General features: G+C 40.2%; 13 protein-coding genes. 3 read left to right on the forward strand and 10 right to left on the reverse strand.

Annotated elements, in window-relative coordinates; genetic code table 11:
- Genes BAU15_RS05895 through BAU15_RS05905 form a run of 3 tightly spaced genes read right to left on the reverse strand, consistent with a single transcriptional unit; the run spans window position 1 to window position 2,668 of the window.
- Window positions 1–759: an iron chelate ABC transporter ATP-binding protein FitD gene (locus BAU15_RS05895; RefSeq protein ID WP_161841814.1), complete on the reverse strand. Its 759-nt coding sequence runs from the start codon at window positions 757–759 to the stop codon at window positions 1–3.
- Window positions 756–1,724, reverse strand: a complete 969-nt coding sequence (locus BAU15_RS05900) for an iron chelate uptake ABC transporter family permease subunit FitB (RefSeq protein WP_161841815.1) — start codon at window positions 1,722–1,724, stop codon at window positions 756–758. The genes BAU15_RS05895 and BAU15_RS05900 overlap by 4 nt, the downstream gene beginning before the upstream one ends.
- Complete coding sequence (locus BAU15_RS05905) at window positions 1,721–2,668, reverse strand: iron chelate ABC transporter permease FitA (protein WP_161841816.1); 948 nt, start codon at window positions 2,666–2,668, stop codon at window positions 1,721–1,723. The genes BAU15_RS05900 and BAU15_RS05905 overlap by 4 nt, the downstream gene beginning before the upstream one ends.
- 159 nt (window positions 2,669–2,827) lie before the next feature.
- On the opposite strand from BAU15_RS05905, the gene BAU15_RS05910 reads away from it, so the two are divergent.
- Window positions 2,828–3,283, forward strand: coding sequence for a YueI family protein (locus tag BAU15_RS05910; protein WP_161841817.1), 456 nt, complete (start codon window positions 2,828–2,830; stop codon window positions 3,281–3,283).
- A gap of 11 nt (window positions 3,284–3,294) precedes the next feature.
- The gene (locus tag BAU15_RS05915; protein WP_161841818.1) at window positions 3,295–3,699 is read left to right on the forward strand and encodes a hypothetical protein; all 405 of its coding nucleotides are present in this window, start codon (window positions 3,295–3,297) and stop codon (window positions 3,697–3,699) included.
- An 895-nt stretch (window positions 3,700–4,594) separates the two neighbouring features.
- Here the strand turns inward: BAU15_RS05915 and gshAB are convergent.
- From gshAB to rnc, 5 genes are all read right to left on the reverse strand, one after another.
- A complete protein-coding gene (gene gshAB / locus BAU15_RS05920) occupies window positions 4,595–6,862 on the reverse strand; it encodes a bifunctional glutamate--cysteine ligase GshA/glutathione synthetase GshB (protein WP_161841819.1) in 2,268 nt (755 codons plus the stop codon).
- 340 nt (window positions 6,863–7,202) lie between these two features.
- Window positions 7,203–8,207, reverse strand: a complete 1,005-nt coding sequence (ftsY, locus tag BAU15_RS05925) for a signal recognition particle-docking protein FtsY (protein WP_161841820.1) — start codon at window positions 8,205–8,207, stop codon at window positions 7,203–7,205.
- A gap of 13 nt (window positions 8,208–8,220) precedes the next feature.
- On the reverse strand, window positions 8,221–9,030 hold the full coding sequence (locus BAU15_RS05930) for a Cof-type HAD-IIB family hydrolase (RefSeq protein WP_161841821.1): 810 nt from the start codon (window positions 9,028–9,030) through the stop codon (window positions 8,221–8,223).
- Window positions 9,031–9,132: 102 nt separating this feature from the next.
- Window positions 9,133–12,708, reverse strand: a complete 3,576-nt coding sequence (gene smc, locus BAU15_RS05935) for a chromosome segregation protein SMC (protein ID WP_161841822.1) — start codon at window positions 12,706–12,708, stop codon at window positions 9,133–9,135.
- 22 nt (window positions 12,709–12,730) lie between these two features.
- A complete protein-coding gene (rnc, locus tag BAU15_RS05940; protein ID WP_161841823.1) occupies window positions 12,731–13,423 on the reverse strand; it encodes a ribonuclease III in 693 nt (230 codons plus the stop codon).
- Window positions 13,424–13,890: 467 nt separating this feature from the next.
- Here rnc and BAU15_RS05945 point away from each other — a divergent pair, with 467 nt between their 5' ends.
- The gene (locus BAU15_RS05945; protein WP_161841824.1) at window positions 13,891–14,205 is read left to right on the forward strand and encodes a hypothetical protein; all 315 of its coding nucleotides are present in this window, start codon (window positions 13,891–13,893) and stop codon (window positions 14,203–14,205) included.
- A 1,075-nt stretch (window positions 14,206–15,280) separates the two neighbouring features.
- On the opposite strand, the gene BAU15_RS05950 is transcribed toward BAU15_RS05945, so the two are convergent.
- Both BAU15_RS05950 and BAU15_RS05955 read right to left on the reverse strand, forming a co-directional pair.
- A complete protein-coding gene (locus tag BAU15_RS05950) occupies window positions 15,281–17,071 on the reverse strand; it encodes an oligopeptide ABC transporter substrate-binding protein (RefSeq protein ID WP_161841825.1) in 1,791 nt (596 codons plus the stop codon).
- Between the two features lie 22 nt (window positions 17,072–17,093).
- Complete coding sequence (locus BAU15_RS05955) at window positions 17,094–17,993, reverse strand: ABC transporter permease (protein ID WP_161841826.1); 900 nt, start codon at window positions 17,991–17,993, stop codon at window positions 17,094–17,096.
- Window positions 17,994–18,014 lie beyond the last annotated feature (21 nt).

Raw genomic sequence — 18,014 nt, forward strand, 5'->3', positions numbered from 1 at the left:
TTATTGGAAATACATACAGAATCGTTTGCCTTCAATCTCACATATACGGATATTCATGCCATATAGTTTATTTAGGACTTCACTTTGGATCACTTCGTCCGTTGTGCCATGGGCGAATAATTTGCCATCCTTCATAGCGACAATTTCATCGGCATAGCTTGCGGCGAAATTAATATCATGCAACACAATGATGATTGTCTTGCCTAATTCTTCGACTAAACGGCGTAACGTTTGCATCATTTGGACTGCGTAGTTCATATCTAAGTTATTTAATGGTTCATCGAGCAGTATATAATCCGTATCCTGTGCCAAGACCATCGCAATATAGGCGCGCTGTAATTGACCACCCGATAAGGTATCGATCATTTGATCAGCCATTTCCACTAAGCCTAAATTTTGCAACGCTTCTTCGACAATCCGATGATCCGTTTTGGTTAAACGTCCTTTACTATAAGGAAAACGTCCAAAATTAACCAGCTCTCTAACCGTTATTTTTACATTTGTGCCATTACTTTGTTTCAAAATAGATAATTTCTTTGATAACTCATTGGATTTCCATGCTTTAACTTCATTATGATCGAGATAGATTTCTCCGATATCCTTAGAAATTAAACGACTCATCATGGAAAGCAACGTACTTTTCCCAGCGCCATTAGGGCCAATAAAAGCCGTTAATTTATTTTCAGTAATGGGCAATTTGATTTCTGAAACAACCAGCTTGTCACCATACCGTTTGGAGACATTTTTTATATCAATCATGCTTGACGCTTCCTTTCATAAATCAGCTTTCCAACAAAATAAATCCCACCAACAAATTCGATAATTACACTCAAGGTTGTGTTCAAATGAAAGACTTGCTCGACTAAGAACTGCCCGCCAATCAGAAAGACAATCCCTAATAAAACCGCCGTCACAAAGAGTGTTCGATGTTTATACGTGCCCATATATTGATAACTAATATTGGCGATAATAAAGCCTAGAAACGTGACTGGCCCCACTAATGCAGTGGCTGTTCCAGTCAAGCCGCTCACTAATACTAGCAATAAAATCTGTAATCGAGGCAGATTGATTCCTAAGTTAATTGCTTGTTCCCGACCTAAGTGAAGCACATCCAACGTCCGACTCAAACTGAACAAGACAGCCGAAATTCCCAAAATAATCGCCGCAGCCCAAATCAGATACTGACTATCGACATTACCAAAACTGGCAAAGAGCTTTCCTTGTAATAAGTCATATTCATTCGGATCCATTAAGACTTGTAGAAATGTACTGCCGCTACTAAAGAGCGTGCCTAAAATCAGGCCAATCATTAATAACAGGAATAAATCATTTTGACTTTTGCCCAGCATGAATTTTGCTAGAAACAGACTAGCTACCACCATTAAGCCAATGGTCGTAAGGAAGAGTCCCAAACTTTGTTGAGACAGCATCGTGACACCACCAAAGACAAAAAACAAGCCGGTCTGAATTAAGACATACAATGAATCTAGCCCGAGAATATTTGGTGTTAGGAAATGATTCTGAGTCAAGGTTTGAAAACTCACCGTAGAAAAGCCAGTCGCAATCGCAACCAGTATGAACGCCAGCAATTTCTTCCCTCTAATCTGCCAAGCAAATGCGAAGTTCCCATAGGTATTGTAAGTCAGATAGACTCCACAAAATATCAGGCCGATAATCGCTATAAGAACTAATTTGCCGACAGTTGATTGAATCAATTTTTTCATGACTTTGCCCTCCTAGTTAATAGAATGACAAATAAAATACTGCCTAAGACGCCCACCACTACGCTGACCGGGACTTCATAAGGGGCAATCACAACGCGGGCAATAATGTCACAAATTAATAAGAAAATACTGCCAGCTATCGCCGTAATCGGTAAAGTATTCTTTATATTATCGCCATAGATTAGCGAAACTAGATTAGGAATAATCACGCCTAAAAACGGAATGCTACCCACCATAATTAAGACCACCGCACTAGCTAACGCAACTAAGCCAACGCCAAAAATCTGCATCCAGCGATAATTCACGCCAAGATTGGTGGCCAAATCCTCGCCAAACCCGACAATTGTGAATTGATAAGCAAATAAATAGATCACGATAAATAACGGGATTGTCAGGTATAATAACTCATAGCTCCCTTTCATCACAACTGAAAAATTCCCCTGTAGCCAAGAAGACATATTCTGAACCAGCTGGAACTGATAGGCAAAAAAGGTTGCGATTGAGCCAACAATATTGCCAAACATCACGCCAATCAGCGGTAACATTAACTGATTTCTAGCTGGTAATAATTTGGTTAAGCCAAGAAAAACCATCGTTCCGAGAAAGGCAAATAGAAAAGCGACAAACGAGCGGATCGATAGCGGCGCATTTGGCAAAAAGAGCATGACTACTAGAATCCCTAGTCGCGCACTATCCATAGTCCCCGCGGTTGTCGGTGAAACAAATTTATTTTGTGTTAAATGTTGCATGATTAAGCCGCAGACACTCAGCGTACTGCCCGCCAATAACAGACTAATCGTGCGGGGAATCCTCGTTGCAAAAAAGACTAACTGTTGTTGTACACTTCCTGCAAATAAGTCTGTGATTGTGAGGTCCTTCACTCCAACAAATAACGAGATACCCATTAATAATACAAGTAGTAGAAAAAGACCTAACCTTTTCATAAGTACGCTCCATTACATTCTAATTGAGAATGATTTTCATTCTTACTATAGTTTATGTGAAATTTTGAAGAAAATCAATGTTTTTTTCAACTCAATACTCATTCAGGAGTGTGCTATACTAGAGATAAGTAATGAAAACAGATTCAGGAGGTTAAAAATATGTCAGACGACCAGTTACAAAGTCACTTAGACCGCGGCCGCTATGGCAGTCCTTTGGTAAATCCAGATGAACAGCATAAATACATGGGGACATTTCGTGAACGCTGTGCCCTGAGTATGACCGTTGCCGAGATGAGAAAGAAAGAAAATCAAACACGTTTGGTACAGGAATTCAAAAAATACCCTGAGTTGACGGTCCTTTTAAACGGATCAATCTCAGCACAGCTCCAAACAACTTATATCCAATTAGCCACAAAAAATAACATGAAATTTACCGTAATCAATGATTTCGTGACCAACGAACCCGAAAGCTTAGGCCTATTACTTGCCGCAAAAGAGGCGCTTAATGAGGCAGTCATTGATATTGAAGAAAAATATGCAGCACCAAAAAATACACCGACAGAGGCAAAAGAACCCGAAGAAAAACAGGGTTTTTGGCATAAATTATTTCATTAGGAGACGATTTTATGGTGGGTTACACACAGTTAAAAGAAGAATTGTTACGCGTATTGGATGGCCACATTGATCTATTGAAGGACGTTGAGACGATTGACCCCAAACATTTAGACGGGATTGTCTTTATGATGCACAGCTTTGGTTTCATGTTAGACCGTGCACCAAAAGTCTTGGCGACTGAAGATGAAGAGGATATGCATTACATGATGTTTCAGTACTACAGCTTACTCAGTGAACTAAAATACAATTTGGCGATGAATTACTCTTATGCTACCTTAGCTGGTAAAAAATTATCGGAAATTGTAGACACCTTCCCTAAAACCTATGAAAAAGAGTTACGTCAATGGTGGGAACAAAAAACCGGCTTAGAAGTCGAAGAAACCAAACAAACAATCAGCATTCCAGCCTTTGAATAAGTGAATGCTAAATACACAAAGAGACTAGGTTCCCTATCGTAGACTTGATAGGTAACCTAGTCTTTTGTGTTTATACTTCCTCTATCAGAATGACTAAATTCTTAGTCCAATCTTTCGCCGTCTTGACATACTTATGACCAACCTATAAACACTATCACAACAGGCGATACAAAGATTTCAATGTGCCTAAATATAGTTTCTTTTAGGCACAAAATTGTTAGCATAATAAAACAAATTGATTGTCCTCATTTTTTAACGTTAAAATACCTTCAGCCATTGTTATTTTCTCTTGCAATAATCTTATTTGCCAAGCATTTCTTAACTCAAGAGTTAACTCTCTCTTAAATCGAAAAAATGTGGAAAAATTTGGTATACTTAATGTTTTGCCTATTTAACTTTTGAAGAATTTTGACGCTTACTAGCAAGGTTATTCAATAAATTTGGTATACTTAATATTTTCGGTTCTAATTTTGGGTGTTCAATTTATTTTTCTTCAAAAAAACACAAAAGCTACTTTTTCCTTAAAAATCACAAGAAAATTTTGGAGACGATATTTTTCCTATTTTTCAGTAGGTAATTTAGATTTTCGAATTCAAACCTAACTTCAGATGTGTTATATATCCTAGTAAATTAACCGTCTCATTTGCTAAAATTTTAACTATGCGTGTAAATTACTGAACCTTCTTTTCTTCGGCAAAACAACTAGCATCCATGAAGGAACAAAAACTGCTAACGATAAGTACTGTTTAGCCTACGCATCCTCTTTCATCCAAGAGTTCTTCACATTTCAACCAACTTATTCATTGTACTTACAATAGATATAATCTCTTTAACGAAAAAAGGCTTCACGCAACTAATCAGATGCGCGAAGCCATTTATAGTTCTATTCTATTTTTTATTTCACTACTTCCGGATACAACAGCTGTAAAACTTTCAGCGTCAAGCGGCGTTCTTTCCCTTGGTAAGGATAGACGTGCATATGCATCGCCGGATTAAAATTCGCCTCAATAATCCCGTAAGCTTTACTATCTGTTGCTGGATCCACGCTATGATCTGGAATAATCAAGTCGATGCCACTGATTTTAGCGCCTAATGCAGTCACCGCGTCTGCCGCGATTTTCTTATAGGCGTCCGTGAATTGGTCGGTCACATCGATAGAATCGCCACCGGTGCTGACATTTGAATTTTCTCTCAGATAGACTACTTGAGCTTTTTTAGGAATTGAATCGATGGTTAAACCTTGCTCTTTAAGCATCAGTTTTTCAATCTCACCCAGTTGAATCAATTCTAACGGTGCTCTGTGATGTGAGCCTCGTAAAGGATCCTGATTCTTTTCAGCAACTAATTCAGCAATCGTCCGCGCGCCGTCGCCAACAACATTGGCCGGTACTCGTAATAATATCGCTTGAACCTGACCATCGATTACGAAGAAACGATACTCAGTTCCCGGGAAGAATTCTTCAATCAAGATTTCGGTATCCTCTGAAAAAGCAATCTCTAAGGCTTTCTCATAGTCTTCCTGTGAAGCTCCTTCTTTAAAAATCGATATTCCTAGCCCGTAATTGGTTGATTTTGGTTTGACAACAAATGCTGTCTGAGCAAATTGAGCATACGCTCGTTTCGCTTCACTAATTTGCGTATATTCTTCGCCCTGCGGTACTCGGAAGCCAGCTTCTGCTAGGATTTTCTTGGTCACCGTCTTGTTTTCCATCATCAATGGTACGATATAGGAATCCTTGCTAGTCATATTGGCATTTTTGACGTACTCGACATGGCCTTTGTGCTGTAATTTTAAGAATTGATCCATCTCATCTAAAACCGTCACTGAAATACCTTTTTGAATCGCATCAAATAGTAAAATTTGCGTCGACAATTCCATTCCTCGATAGCCTGCTAATTGATAAGGACGTTCGTGGGCCTCATGATAATAAGCCATGCCTAAGTCAACAGCTAACTCCTTTTGACTCGCTTCTTGAATTTTGTTTAATATTTGTCCAGATAACGTCTGCTCAGGCTGCGTTAGGCGTTCTTTCAACGTAAGAACTAACTCTTTTTCCTCTGTCAATGCCAGTTCATCTAACATCGCCAGGATATCAGCAAATAACGCTTCGCCTTCTTCTAAAAGCTCCGTCTGTTCCAAAGGATTTTCCAAAGCTACTTGATTATTTAACAAATCACCAATAGCGACCCATTCGTCAGCCTCATGCTTTTCCTCTGTCCATAACAAATAAAGTAAGAAAATATGCAAAAATTGGACCTGTTCATCACTAATTCCCACCCGTTCAAACGGATTGACATCAATACTACGCAACTCGATATAACGAATCCCATACTCAGCCAATTCTGACATCTTTTTGCCGCCACGTAAACGCAGTGGTGCATAAAATTCTTTTTCTTCCGATAATTTGCCTGTCTCAACCATCTCAGCAATATTGTCCACATAAGTCGCTAACGACGCATAAGAAACCTTCACATTGTCATGATTCGTGTAGCCATATTTACTGCTACGGATACTACGGACTGGCTCATCTGGCTGCGGCTCATCTTCAAAATAGCGTGCTTCACTTAATGGTGACGCTCCATACAAATAAGTAATCAACCAACGATAACGTAAAAAGTTACGTGAAACCTTCATATAGATTTCCGTTTTAAACTCTTCTAATGAAGAGATTTCTGATTGTTGATTAAATAATTGCTTGACCAAGTCTTCCGCAAATTCAAAGTTAAAATGAATGCCACTGACCATCTGTTTACGTTTGCCATATTCTTTGGCTAGGTAACGTCGATAGAGCACATCCTCAAACTTATCTAATTTAGCAATGATAATATCTTCTTCTTTTTCAGGTAAAGCAGGTGGCATACTTAACGGCCACAACATTTCCCCATCGTCCAATGAGCGCATCGTTACATCTTGGATTGCTTCAAGGAAACGGAGCATTTCTTTGGCACTATCAGCCACCGGTGTAATCATCTCCACCTGTGTCTCACTAAAATCCGTTTGGATGTAGGGATGGAAAGCTCGATTACCTAAGACATTTGGATGGTCTGTACTAGCCAACTCTCCCGTTAAGGTCACACGTTGACTTTCTCGCTCTAACCCAAAGCGAGCCTTTTTCAAAAATGGTCGGACAGCATCCCGACGCATGAATTCTTTCATTTGCATAGTTCTTACACCTTTCTACTTCTACTACCCATTATTATATAGGAAAGTCAAAAGAAAACCTTTGAAATTGTCTCGCTAAATGACAGATTTCTAATTCTCTATTCGCTTAAATTTTTTCACTATGATTAGATGATACCACTATATCTAATGAAATAGACAAAAGAAATCATTTTCTTTCCTAAACAGCCAACTCTTCAAGTTTATTTCGATCCCTTGTCATTACCAAAAATAATCACAAAAAAGCGACCGAAATCTGCCAATTACAGCCCAACAGATTTCAGCCACTTCCTAAGTTTTCTTATTTAGTAAATCACGTAGAAGTTCCTCACGTGACACTCATTTATTCTTCTTTCAGCAACCCTTTGAATAAACCGACCACAAAGTCATTCGGTTCAAAGACTTCTAAATCATCGATGCCTTCACCTAAGCCAACTAATTTGACTGGCAAATGCAACTCATTACGGATTGCTAGCACAATCCCACCTTTAGCCGTGCCGTCCAATTTTGAAAGGACAAGCCCAGTCACATCAGTGGTTTCTTTAAATTGTTTTGCCTGAACCATAGCGTTTTGTCCAGTCGTCGCATCAAGTACCAACAAGACTTCATGTGGTGCTTCCGGAATTTCTCGTTGAATGACCCGCTTAATTTTTTCTAACTCATTCATCAGATTGACTTTATTTTGCAAACGGCCTGCCGTATCTACCAATAAGACATCGGCGCCTTCTGCTTTGGCACGAGCCACCGCATCGAAGACAACCGCCGCCGGATCGCCGCCGGCTTTGCCACGGACAACTTCTACGCCCGCGCGTTCGCCCCAGACAACCAACTGATCAATCGCACCAGCCCGAAACGTATCAGCCGCTGCCATCAAAACTTTTTTACCTTCTTCTCGGTATTGATGCGCTAATTTGCCAATACTCGTCGTTTTCCCAACGCCATTAACCCCGACGAATAGAATAACTGTCACGCCATCTTCTTGCAAATTAATCTCATTGATCTCGTTAATGCCCTCTGCTTCATACAAATCAACCAACTTTTCGATAATCGCATTTTGAACCTCAGCCGGTTTCTTAGCATTACGCAGTTTAACTTCTTGGCGCAATGATTCAGTGATTTTTATTGCGGTATCGAAGCCCACATCGGCGCCAATCAAGGTTTCTTCAAGCTCTTCAAAGAAATCCTCATCGACACTCCGGAAATTAGCAAACAACTCATTCATACGTTCGCCAAATGTTTTCCGCGTTTTTTCTAAGCCTTTGTCGTATTTCTCTTGGACTTCAACCACTTCTTCCGGTACTTGTTCTTCACCGGTAAAAGCTTTCTTGATCTTATCAAAAAATCCCATGGAATCCCTCCTTTTAATTTAAAACAAATTGTTCAATCGCCTGAGCAACCCCATCTTCTTGATTAGACGCAGTCACATAATCAGCCGCTGCGTGAACCTTTTCAACAGCATTCGCCATCGCCACACCCATACCAACATATTCAATCATCGGCAGGTCATTTTCTTCATCGCCAATACCCATAATTTCTTCGCGTTCAATCCCTAAATCCTTCGCCAACAGCGAAATTCCGTAGCCTTTTGTAATTCCCTTAGGCATAAACTCTAAGAGGTTACTACGCGTTTTAATTACTTCATAGTCCTCATAATATGCGGCCGGAATTTCAGCAATTTTCGCATCTAACATCACTTGATCCAATGCCACCACTACTTTATTATAAATCGCCGAACCATCAATCTCAGCAAGTGTGCTCGCTTTGAAATCCAATAATTTATTTAATTGACTATAGATAGACTTGTTCGCCGGTGAAGTCGGTAATTGCAAGACCAAGCCTTCTGATAAGACATCCAAAGGAATATCCAAATCCAGCGCCAACTGATGCAATTTTTGAACATCAGACGGCTCCATCACTGTCTGTTCCATAATCTCACCTGTGTCATTCTTTTGAACTAAGCCGCCGTTAAACGTAATACTATAATCTCCCGGTTCCAACAAATTTAATTCGTTCAAGAACCCTTCGATGGCTTTTAATGGGCGTCCCGTACAAATCACAATTTTGACTCCGGCAGCCTTGGCTTTCGCTAGTACCTGCTTGTTTCTTTCAGAAATTTGCTTCTGATCATTCAGTAACGTTCCATCTAAATCTATCGCAATCATCTTAATCATTCTGAACATCCCCCTTCCCAACTATTACAAGGATTTTGTCAGCCTCGCTATAGCGAACACTGCGTAATCCCCATCTGTACTCTTTACACTGGCCTCTAGGGTCTAGGCGCTGATAATCTTGCCGCCTTCTGTGACTTCTTCTAAGCGCACTGAGACAATCTTCGAAACACCCGATTCTTGCATCGTTACCCCATACAAGACGTTTGCTGCTTCCATCGTCCCTTTTCGGTGAGTCACCACGATAAACTGTGTATCATTTTGAAATTGGCTCAAGTAATGGCCAAAGCGTGCCACATTGGCATCATCCAAGGCGGCTTCCACCTCATCCAAAATACAGAATGGTACCGGTCGAACTTGGATAATTGAGAACAACAAGGCAATCGCCGTCAATGCTCGTTCGCCCCCAGACAGTAAACTCAAGCTTTGTAATTTTTTGCCTGGTGGTTGAGCTTCAATCTCAATCCCTGTGTTTAATAAATCTTCAGGATTCGTTAAGACCAACTCCGCCCGTCCGCCACCAAACATATTCGGGAAGACCGTCTGAAATTTCGCCCGAATCGCTTCAAAGACTTCACTAAACCGTATCTTAACCTCTTGATCCATCTCCGTCATCGTCTCGAATAATTGCTCTTTAGCTGACAATAAATCATCTCGCTGGGCAACTAAAAATTCATACCGCTCATTGACCTGTTCATATTGCTCAATCGCATTCAGGTTGACCGGTCCCAAGCGATCGATGTTGCGTTTCAATCGATTGACTTCCTGCTTCGTCTCTTCGATTGCCTCCACCTCTTCGGCTTGTTCCGCCGCAGCTTCAAAGGTTAGACTATATTCTTCTTGCAAATAGTTTAAGCCCGAATCCAGCTTCATCTCTGCACGATTCTTTTGTACTTCAATTTTCGTTTGGTCAGACAGCATTTGTTTTTGCTGGCGATTGTGTTCAGCCAGCTGCTGATCTAATGCATTCACCTGCGCCTGAACCTCTGTACGTTGCGCTTTTCTAGCCGTAATCTCTTCGCTGATTTGATCACGCTTCTCTTGCAACTCAGCCACCCGAATTGCCAACGACTCTTCCGTCACTTCATGATCTGAAACATCATTGGTCAACGCATCCAGTTGGCGAGCCAAGCTTTCTTTTTTATCCACTGCTTCCGCCAATTGGTCATCGGCGCCCTGTAGTTGCTGTTGAATGCTGACTAATTGCTCTTTTGCGACAGCCAAACTAGCGGTCAAACGCGCGTCCTCTTGTGTCAATTGTTGGCGTTTTTCTTCCATTAAATCGCTCTCTTGGCTGATTGACGTCATTTCCTGATCAATCGCAGCCAACTGTGCCTGCAACTCTGCTTGGTGCGTTTCTAAGCCCACTTTTTGCGCTTCATAAGCTTCAATAAATTCTTGTAGCTCCTTGGTTTCATAGCTAAAGATTTGCTGTTCCTTTTGAATCCGTTCTAGATCCGCCGTGATATTCTGTAATTGGTTCGCCACCTCTTGCTCTTTAAAGCGGGTCGTTTCCCCTTCTTCACGAATCTTTTCGACCTGTTCAGAAAGCTTCGCCACTTCTTGTTCTAACCGACGAACACTCTTTTCACGGGCCTGCTGCTCTTGATCTAACTCAGCATATTGCGTCGTTAACTCCTGCAGTTCCTGTGACTGAGCAAATAAGCTCCCTTGATTGCCGCGTTTATTCGCCCCACCAGTCATCGAACCACCCGCATTCATGACGTCCCCTTCCAGAGACACCACACGACACTGATACTGGATACTTTGAGCAATTTGGTTGGCACTCGTCAGATCCTTCGCAATAATAATCGTGCCCAACAGATTTTCAACAATTGTTGAAATCTTCTCTGGAAACTCGATCAATTGACTCGCGATTCCTAAGAACCCAGGAATTTTATTGGCCTTTTGCAAGGTACTCACAGCCATTTGACGCGGTTTAATCGTCGTCAATGGCAGGAAAGTTGCCCGTCCACCATGTTGCTGTTTCAGATAGGTAATCCCTTGACGCGCATCTTTCTCGGTCTCAACAATCACATGTTGCGCAGATCCGCCCAAGGCCGTTTCAATCGCCAAGGTGTACTCACCAGGAACTTCGATTAATTCCGCCACTGCGCCCACAATCCCAGATAACGTTTCTTTCTGTTTCAAGACCATTCGAACGCCTTGATAGAAGCCAGAATAGTTTTCTTGAATCTCTTGCAAACTCTTTTGCCGAGCACGCACTTGTTGCACCCGACTCATCAGCTGATACATCACCTGCTGCTCTTGCGCCAAGTTTTGCTGGCCTGACTTCAATTGCTGCTGACGCTGGACATAATCAGCCCGCTGTTGCACCAATTTCGCCTGCAATGCTTCATAACTCTCAGCAATCGTCTGTTTCTTCTCTTCCAGCTGATTATTACGCGCAGCCAACTCCTCATACTTCGTCAACGCCTGCTGATTCTTTGATGATTCCTGCTGATATTGGCGCTCTAAATGCTTCAATTCATTGCCTGTACTCGCCTGCTCCTGCATCAATTCTACATATTGTCCACGCAGCTCTTCCAACAATTCCTTAGAGGTTTTTTGGTACTTAACCAACTCAACTTCATTTTGCGCAATCGCCTGCTCAATCTCAAGAACCTCTGCGTTTTTTGCGCTCTTCTCTTCCTCTAAAGCAAGCATCGCCGCTTCTAATTGTCGGATTTTCTCTGTTGTTTCCTGCAAGTTTTCCTGATACTCTTTGGAACTCTGCAAGGTATGTTTTGAGCGCTCAACCATGACTTCTTTTTGCCCCTCAGCCTGTTTTAAGGCCTCAGTTAAATGAAGTAATTGTTGTTGAGCATTTTCTGTCCATTCATCCATCTCGCCACGTTTCCCTCTCAGAGAAACCAGTGTCTGTTCTGACTGACGAATGCCATTATTTAATTGTAGTAGCTGTTCATTCAATGCTGTCAGCTGCTGATTTTGCTCTTCCCAAGCCACTTTAGCTGTTTGAATCTCACTCACCGTCAAATTAATATCCGCTTCAGTCAAGCTTTCTTTTAGGCGTAAAAACTCCTTCGCCGCCTCGCTCTGGGCCGCCAAAGGAGTTAACTGATCTTCTAATTCATAAATGATGTCTTGGACACGACTCAGATTATCCTCAGTTTCAAATAACTTCTGCTCCGCTTTTTTCTTCCGTTGTTTGTATTTCAAAACCCCGGCCGCTTCTTCAAAGATTCCTCGGCGATCCTCAGGTTTACTACTAAAAATCGCTTCAACCTTCCCTTGGGAAATAATTGAAAATGATTCCTTACCTAACCCAGAATCCATAAATAAATCTTGAATATCCTTCAATCGACACGCCTGTTTATTAATAAAAAAATCACTATCGCCATTTCGATTATAGCGACGCGTTACACTAATTTCATTAAAGTCCAACGGTAAATAATGATCGCTATTATCCAAAATTACCGTCACTTCTGCAATATTCAGTTGTTTACGAGAATCGGAACCTGCAAAAATAATATCCGGCATTTTTCCGCCACGCAAGCTTTTGGCAGACTGTTCTCCCAACACCCAACGAACCGCTTCTGTGATATTACTTTTGCCACTACCATTCGGTCCGACAACTGCTGTCACACTGTTTTCATAATCAATCACCGTTCGATCAGCAAATGATTTGAAGCCAGCGATTTCAAGTCGTTTTAAATACACGAAAGACTCATGCTCCCTTCACTTATCCTTGCAAATCTTTCAACGCATTCTCTGCGGCATTTTGCTCAGCTAATTTTTTTGATTTTCCTTGCCCTGTACCAATCAATTTGCCTTCAACATAAACTTCTATCCAAAAAATACGTTCGTGTGCCGGGCCTTCTTCTTTCAGTAATCGATAATCAATCAAGACATCGCCCGACTTTTGTAACACTTCTTGTAACTTCGTTTTATGATCCATCTCATGTGAAAAAGCACCAGCCGCCACTTTTGGAAAAATGACTTTCTTAATAAACTCAAGCACCGTTTCGGTCCCTTGGTCGAGATACAAAGCCCCTAAGAAGGCCTCAAATAAATCGCACAACAACGCCGAACGCTTTCTGCCACCAGAATTTTCTTCCCCTCTACCTAGACGAATATATTGATCAAACTGACATTCCTTAGCAAAAATCGCCAATGTATCCTCACGCACAATCGCTGCACGCATCTTTGTCAGCTTACCCTCTGGCAGACTTGGGTACTCGCGATACAAATATTGGGAAACTAATAATTCCAATACGGCATCTCCCAAAAATTCTAATCGTTCATTATCAGATAAGTGTAAATTCCGATGCTCATTCACATAGGATGAATGGGTAAACGCTTGTTCTAGTAGATCGACATCAGTAAAAGTAATTGCATATCGTTCCTTCAATTCTTTGATTAGCTGTATATCCATTCGACAACATTCCCTTAATTATATTTACAATACTTCCCTATTATACTGGTTTTTTCCGATTTTTGAAATGCTTGCTACAAAAAGAATCCAAACTGCTCTCCAACTCTAAATTTTTCTTAAACTTTCACTCAGCCCTGCGACTAAATTATACAAAAAATGTCTATCCTCACCTATAAATCCACCCTCGCCTCCCTCTAACTAGAATACGCCAACAAGTTGGAAAATTATCCAGCAACCCACGAAATCATCTATTTCTCAACTTACTCATAAATATCGACAATCCTCAGCACAAGCACCGTAAAATCCTCATAATAAATCAGTTAATCCATCCACTAATTATCAGATTCATTAAATTTGGAATACGTTTACATATTTATACAGACAGCCCAACTATTCTCTGTTACGTTACACACAGCCAGTCTAAGAAACCTACGCTAAAGCACTGAAATAGCTACTATGAATAGGGAATGAATAATATTCCCTCCAACTTCAAGAAAAGGAGAACAACAATCATGTGGGACGTATTCTTCAAGATAACAGAAGCTTCATCAAGAATGTTACTCTGGATATCTGCAATATTCCTTATTTTTGCGCTTTTAACGTTAGCATCAATTTTCACCACGCCTTCAACTACCTATGAGTTAATTATTCAGATAATCTATTTTATTTTCTTTTTCGGGATGTCTCTTTTGGATTTTTATTTACACTTTAAGATTAGAAAATTGGATAAAAAGAAAGCAGAAGAAAAAAAGGCAGAAGAGAAAGACAGTTCAACAAAATAATCATATGGAGAGAAGCTGCTCCTACTAAATAAAAAGGAGAGCAATCAAAAGTGATGACGAATTAAATAAACTATCCACCGAAACTACCTACCTTCAGAACAGAAAATTACCATCCAAGATTAAAACAATTTACTGTGAACCAAATACACAAACACAACTAGCCTACAAAGAAACCCCTGAATTAATCAAAACACCAATTAGTAAAAATCCAGAAGACTTGGATACTTATTTCAAGAAAATAGCGGAACTATAGTTTGAGAACTTTATCCAACAATAATAAAAAAAGACAATTCATCTATTCGGATGAACTGCTTTTTTTTATGCAAAAAACTTAAAACCCCTTATCTAAGTCACAAAAATCCACAAGTAAGAATCTTCCAATTACCAAACAATTTTGCTAGAAGAATAATAAAAAAAGTTGTCCAGCATGTACATCAGTAACTATGTAAACTCTTCATGATATTCGAATTAAGATATTTATCATCTGGTCTTTTTTCCATCTTTTCATTTATCGAAACAAAATAATAGCTAGACAATCTAGCAGTAGGTATTCCTGCAATCAAAAAGTTCTGCAGTCCCTTAAGGGAAATTATGAATTACCAGCTGTTGTGTCAGTTCTACTTACCAAGTTTCCAAGTTGTAGAACGGTATGCGTAGGTCGATAAAAGGGAAATTGAAAATTTCGCATCCTTACCCGACCCTAGCCCTTACAGCTGGTTTGAACTGATTTAGCAATGAGATCAACGTTTTTTGTTGAGCTGCTTGCGACCAGACTGCAAACTGTTTGATGGAAGGAATTCCGGATGCGCCACAGTTCCTCGCACACGAAATAGTCATAAACCTTTAAACACAAAAAATCCACTGATATTTCGTCCATCAAGTCCGTTTTCCATTTTATCGAAACAAGTTTAGCAATGAGATCAACGCCCTTTGTTGAGCTGCTTGCGACCAGACGGCAAACTGTTTGATGGAAGGAATTCCGGATGCGCCACAGTTCCTCGCACACGCAATGTTTATACTCATCAAAATACAAAAAACTTGGTGAACATTACGTTCACCAAGTCTAGTTTATTAATTATTTTCTGTCTTTTTCAGATACAGCTACATCTGCCCAACGGTTAGTTGTGTCAGCATGGTAGTCGTAGTCGAAGTAGCTTACACGGTCATTAACTAAGATAATACGGTAGTTATAGTTTAATGGGAATGCAGGCACTTCTTCTTTTACTAATGCTTGGAAATCTTTGTAAGCAGCTTTGTTTTTAGCTTCATCAAAGGCATCTGCTGAAGCGATGCGTCCTAGGACTTCATCCATCTTCTCAGAGTTGTAACGCATCATGTTGTATTGAGCTTTACGTCCAAATGATTCGCTTGGGTTTGGATCTGTTCCAACGCCCCATGCAGCAGCGTAAACATCAACATCATCAGTATCGCCTAAAATCTTGTCATAGAATGAGTTAAAGTCGATTAAACGGCCAGTTGTATACTCAACCTTGATACCGATATTTTCCCAGCTTTGTTTCATGAAGTCAGCAACTGTTTGAGAGCTTTCGCCACCAGCCATTGCTGCAAAGTTAACAACGAATTCTTTACCATCTGGATCTTCTACAAATCCATCATCATTTGTATCTTTGTAGCCAGCTTCTTCTAATAGAGATTTAGCTTTCGCTTCATCAAATTTGTAACCTTCTAAATCAGCATCGTACACATCACCAGATGCAGGAACGATTACAGAGTTAGCGAAGACACGTAAACCAGAGTAAACTTTTTCACCTAATTGTTCTGAGTCAACTGCATAAGCCATCGCTTGACGAACTTTTACGTTACCCATTTTTGCATTAGGATCCATTACGTTTTCACCTTTAGCAGCATCGAATTTACCTAATTTGAAACCAATGTAAGAGTAGTAAAGCTCTTCACGGCCTAAGTTAGTGTAGCCATCGATATCAGCATATGAATCATACGTATCAGTAGGCATGTCTAACGCGATATCATATTTTTTGTTTTTCAATTCATCAACGACAGTTGTAGTTGGAACAACTGTTGCAACAATTTTATCTACTTGTGGTTTGTTACCATAGTAGTAAGGGTTTTTCGTGTATTCAACACTTTCCCCAACTTTTACATTACTGATGTAGAATGGACCAGTTGTTACAGGGTTCTTACGGATTTTGTCAGACTCTTGTAATTTTTTCACTGGAACATCACTTAAATAATGTTTAGGCATAGCGTATGATAGTAAGCCACTACCATATTGGATCGCAGGGTTTAATTCTTTGTAAGTGATTTCTACAGTTGTATCATCCACTTTTTTGATTCCTGAGATTGTATCTGCTTTACCTGCATGGTAATCTTCGATGCCGACGATGTTTTGTAATTTTTCATCGTAACGAACACCTGTGTAATCTTTATGAGCAACTACTTCATAAGCGAAAACTACGTCATCCGCTGTTAAAGCTTCGCCATCAGACCATTTTAAATCTTTACGTAAAGTAACAGTTGCTGTATTTTTTTCACGGTCAAATTCTACGTCTGCTAATCCACCATTCGTATATTTGAATTCGTTATCCGTTAAGAATAAGCTGTCATCCGCAATTTCTAATAATGTACCATCATACGCATCTTCATACAATGCATACGACCAAACACCTTGAATTTGATCATCAAAAGGAAGTGCTACGTTTAATGTTTCGCCTTCTAATGCCTTAGCTTTCGTGTTCTGTGTTTTCGGGAACTTCGCAGTTTCTACTTTGTCAGCTCCGCCATCCTTTGTGTCACTAGATGATGTTTTACTACCACCTCCGCCACAAGCAGCCAATAATGTTACGGCTGTTGCAACTGTTAGAAATCCTATAATCTTCTTCTTCATCCTTGTTCCTCCCTAATCTATATTATCCTAATCTTTGTTTCGCATCAGACGAACGACCTAACGCTTGTCCAATGTAGTTTATACTTAACATCATTATTAAAATAAATAATGATGCAGGTAACCAAACCCATGTTTTGTTAGCTAAAACATCAGATGTTCTAGCAAAACTAATCAGTGTACCCAAACTTGGGACATTTGGTGGTAACCCGAAGCCTAAGAAACTTAGCCCCGTTTCAATCCCAATGTTTGCCGCGAAGTTAATCGTCAAGTTCGTAATAATCAGCGTGCTTAAGTTCGGCATAATCTCACGGAACATAATCTTAAAGCTACTTGTTCCTAGAGTCTTAGAGGCACTCACATAATCACGACGTCCCTCTGACAAGGTCTTACTACGGAAAAGACGGGCTTTTCCGACCCAATAAAAGGCACTCATGATTGCCACGAAATTGAAGATCGTGTATTTAGGAATGATCGTCACAAATACGATAATCAGCATTTGCGTCGGTAAAACCATCACGAAATCAACAAAGCGCATTAAAATATTATCAATCACGCCACCGTAGTAACCAGAGATGATACCAAAACTTACCCCGATAATCGATGTAATGATCGTAATACTAAAACCAATTAAAATAGAATTTCTTGCCCCCACGATCAGCTGGCCAAACACGTCTTTCCCTGAAACATCGGTTCCAAGCCAGTGCAAATCTGAAGGATTGGCATATTTATTTAAAATATCCACTTTCATCAAGCTTACTTGGTCAATAAATAACGAGCCGACAAAGGCTACTAACAAGCAGATGATGACAATGATTAAAGAAGCAATCGCCACTTTATCTTTTAAGAATTCTCGTACAATTACTTGAAAGCCCATTGGCGGAAGGCTTTCTAATTGTTTCTCTTTTTCGTCATTTTTTTTCATTGAAACATTATCTTCCTTTCC

The organism is Candidatus Enterococcus huntleyi, from assembly GCF_009933175.1.
GTDB lineage: Bacteria > Bacillota > Bacilli > Lactobacillales > Enterococcaceae > Enterococcus_K > Enterococcus_K huntleyi.

Excerpts from the sequence above, each read along its gene's own strand:
- BAU15_RS05895 (WP_161841814.1), bottom strand. The coding sequence starts at position 759 with ATGATTGATATAAAAAATGTCTCCAAACGGTATGGTGACAAGCTGGTT.
- BAU15_RS05900 (WP_161841815.1), bottom strand. The coding sequence starts at position 1,724 with ATGAAAAAATTGATTCAATCAACTGTCGGCAAATTAGTTCTTATAGCG.
- BAU15_RS05905 (WP_161841816.1), bottom strand. The coding sequence starts at position 2,668 with ATGAAAAGGTTAGGTCTTTTTCTACTACTTGTATTATTAATGGGTATC.
- BAU15_RS05910 (WP_161841817.1), top strand. The coding sequence starts at position 2,828 with ATGTCAGACGACCAGTTACAAAGTCACTTAGACCGCGGCCGCTATGGC.
- BAU15_RS05915 (WP_161841818.1), top strand. The coding sequence starts at position 3,295 with ATGGTGGGTTACACACAGTTAAAAGAAGAATTGTTACGCGTATTGGAT.
- gshAB (WP_161841819.1), bottom strand. The coding sequence starts at position 6,862 with ATGCAAATGAAAGAATTCATGCGTCGGGATGCTGTCCGACCATTTTTG.
- ftsY (WP_161841820.1), bottom strand. The coding sequence starts at position 8,207 with ATGGGATTTTTTGATAAGATCAAGAAAGCTTTTACCGGTGAAGAACAA.
- BAU15_RS05930 (WP_161841821.1), bottom strand. The coding sequence starts at position 9,030 with ATGATTAAGATGATTGCGATAGATTTAGATGGAACGTTACTGAATGAT.
- rnc (WP_161841823.1), bottom strand. The coding sequence starts at position 13,423 with ATGGATATACAGCTAATCAAAGAATTGAAGGAACGATATGCAATTACT.
- BAU15_RS05945 (WP_161841824.1), top strand. The coding sequence starts at position 13,891 with ATGAATAATATTCCCTCCAACTTCAAGAAAAGGAGAACAACAATCATG.
- BAU15_RS05950 (WP_161841825.1), bottom strand. The coding sequence starts at position 17,071 with ATGAAGAAGAAGATTATAGGATTTCTAACAGTTGCAACAGCCGTAACA.
- BAU15_RS05955 (WP_161841826.1), bottom strand. The coding sequence starts at position 17,993 with ATGAAAAAAAATGACGAAAAAGAGAAACAATTAGAAAGCCTTCCGCCA.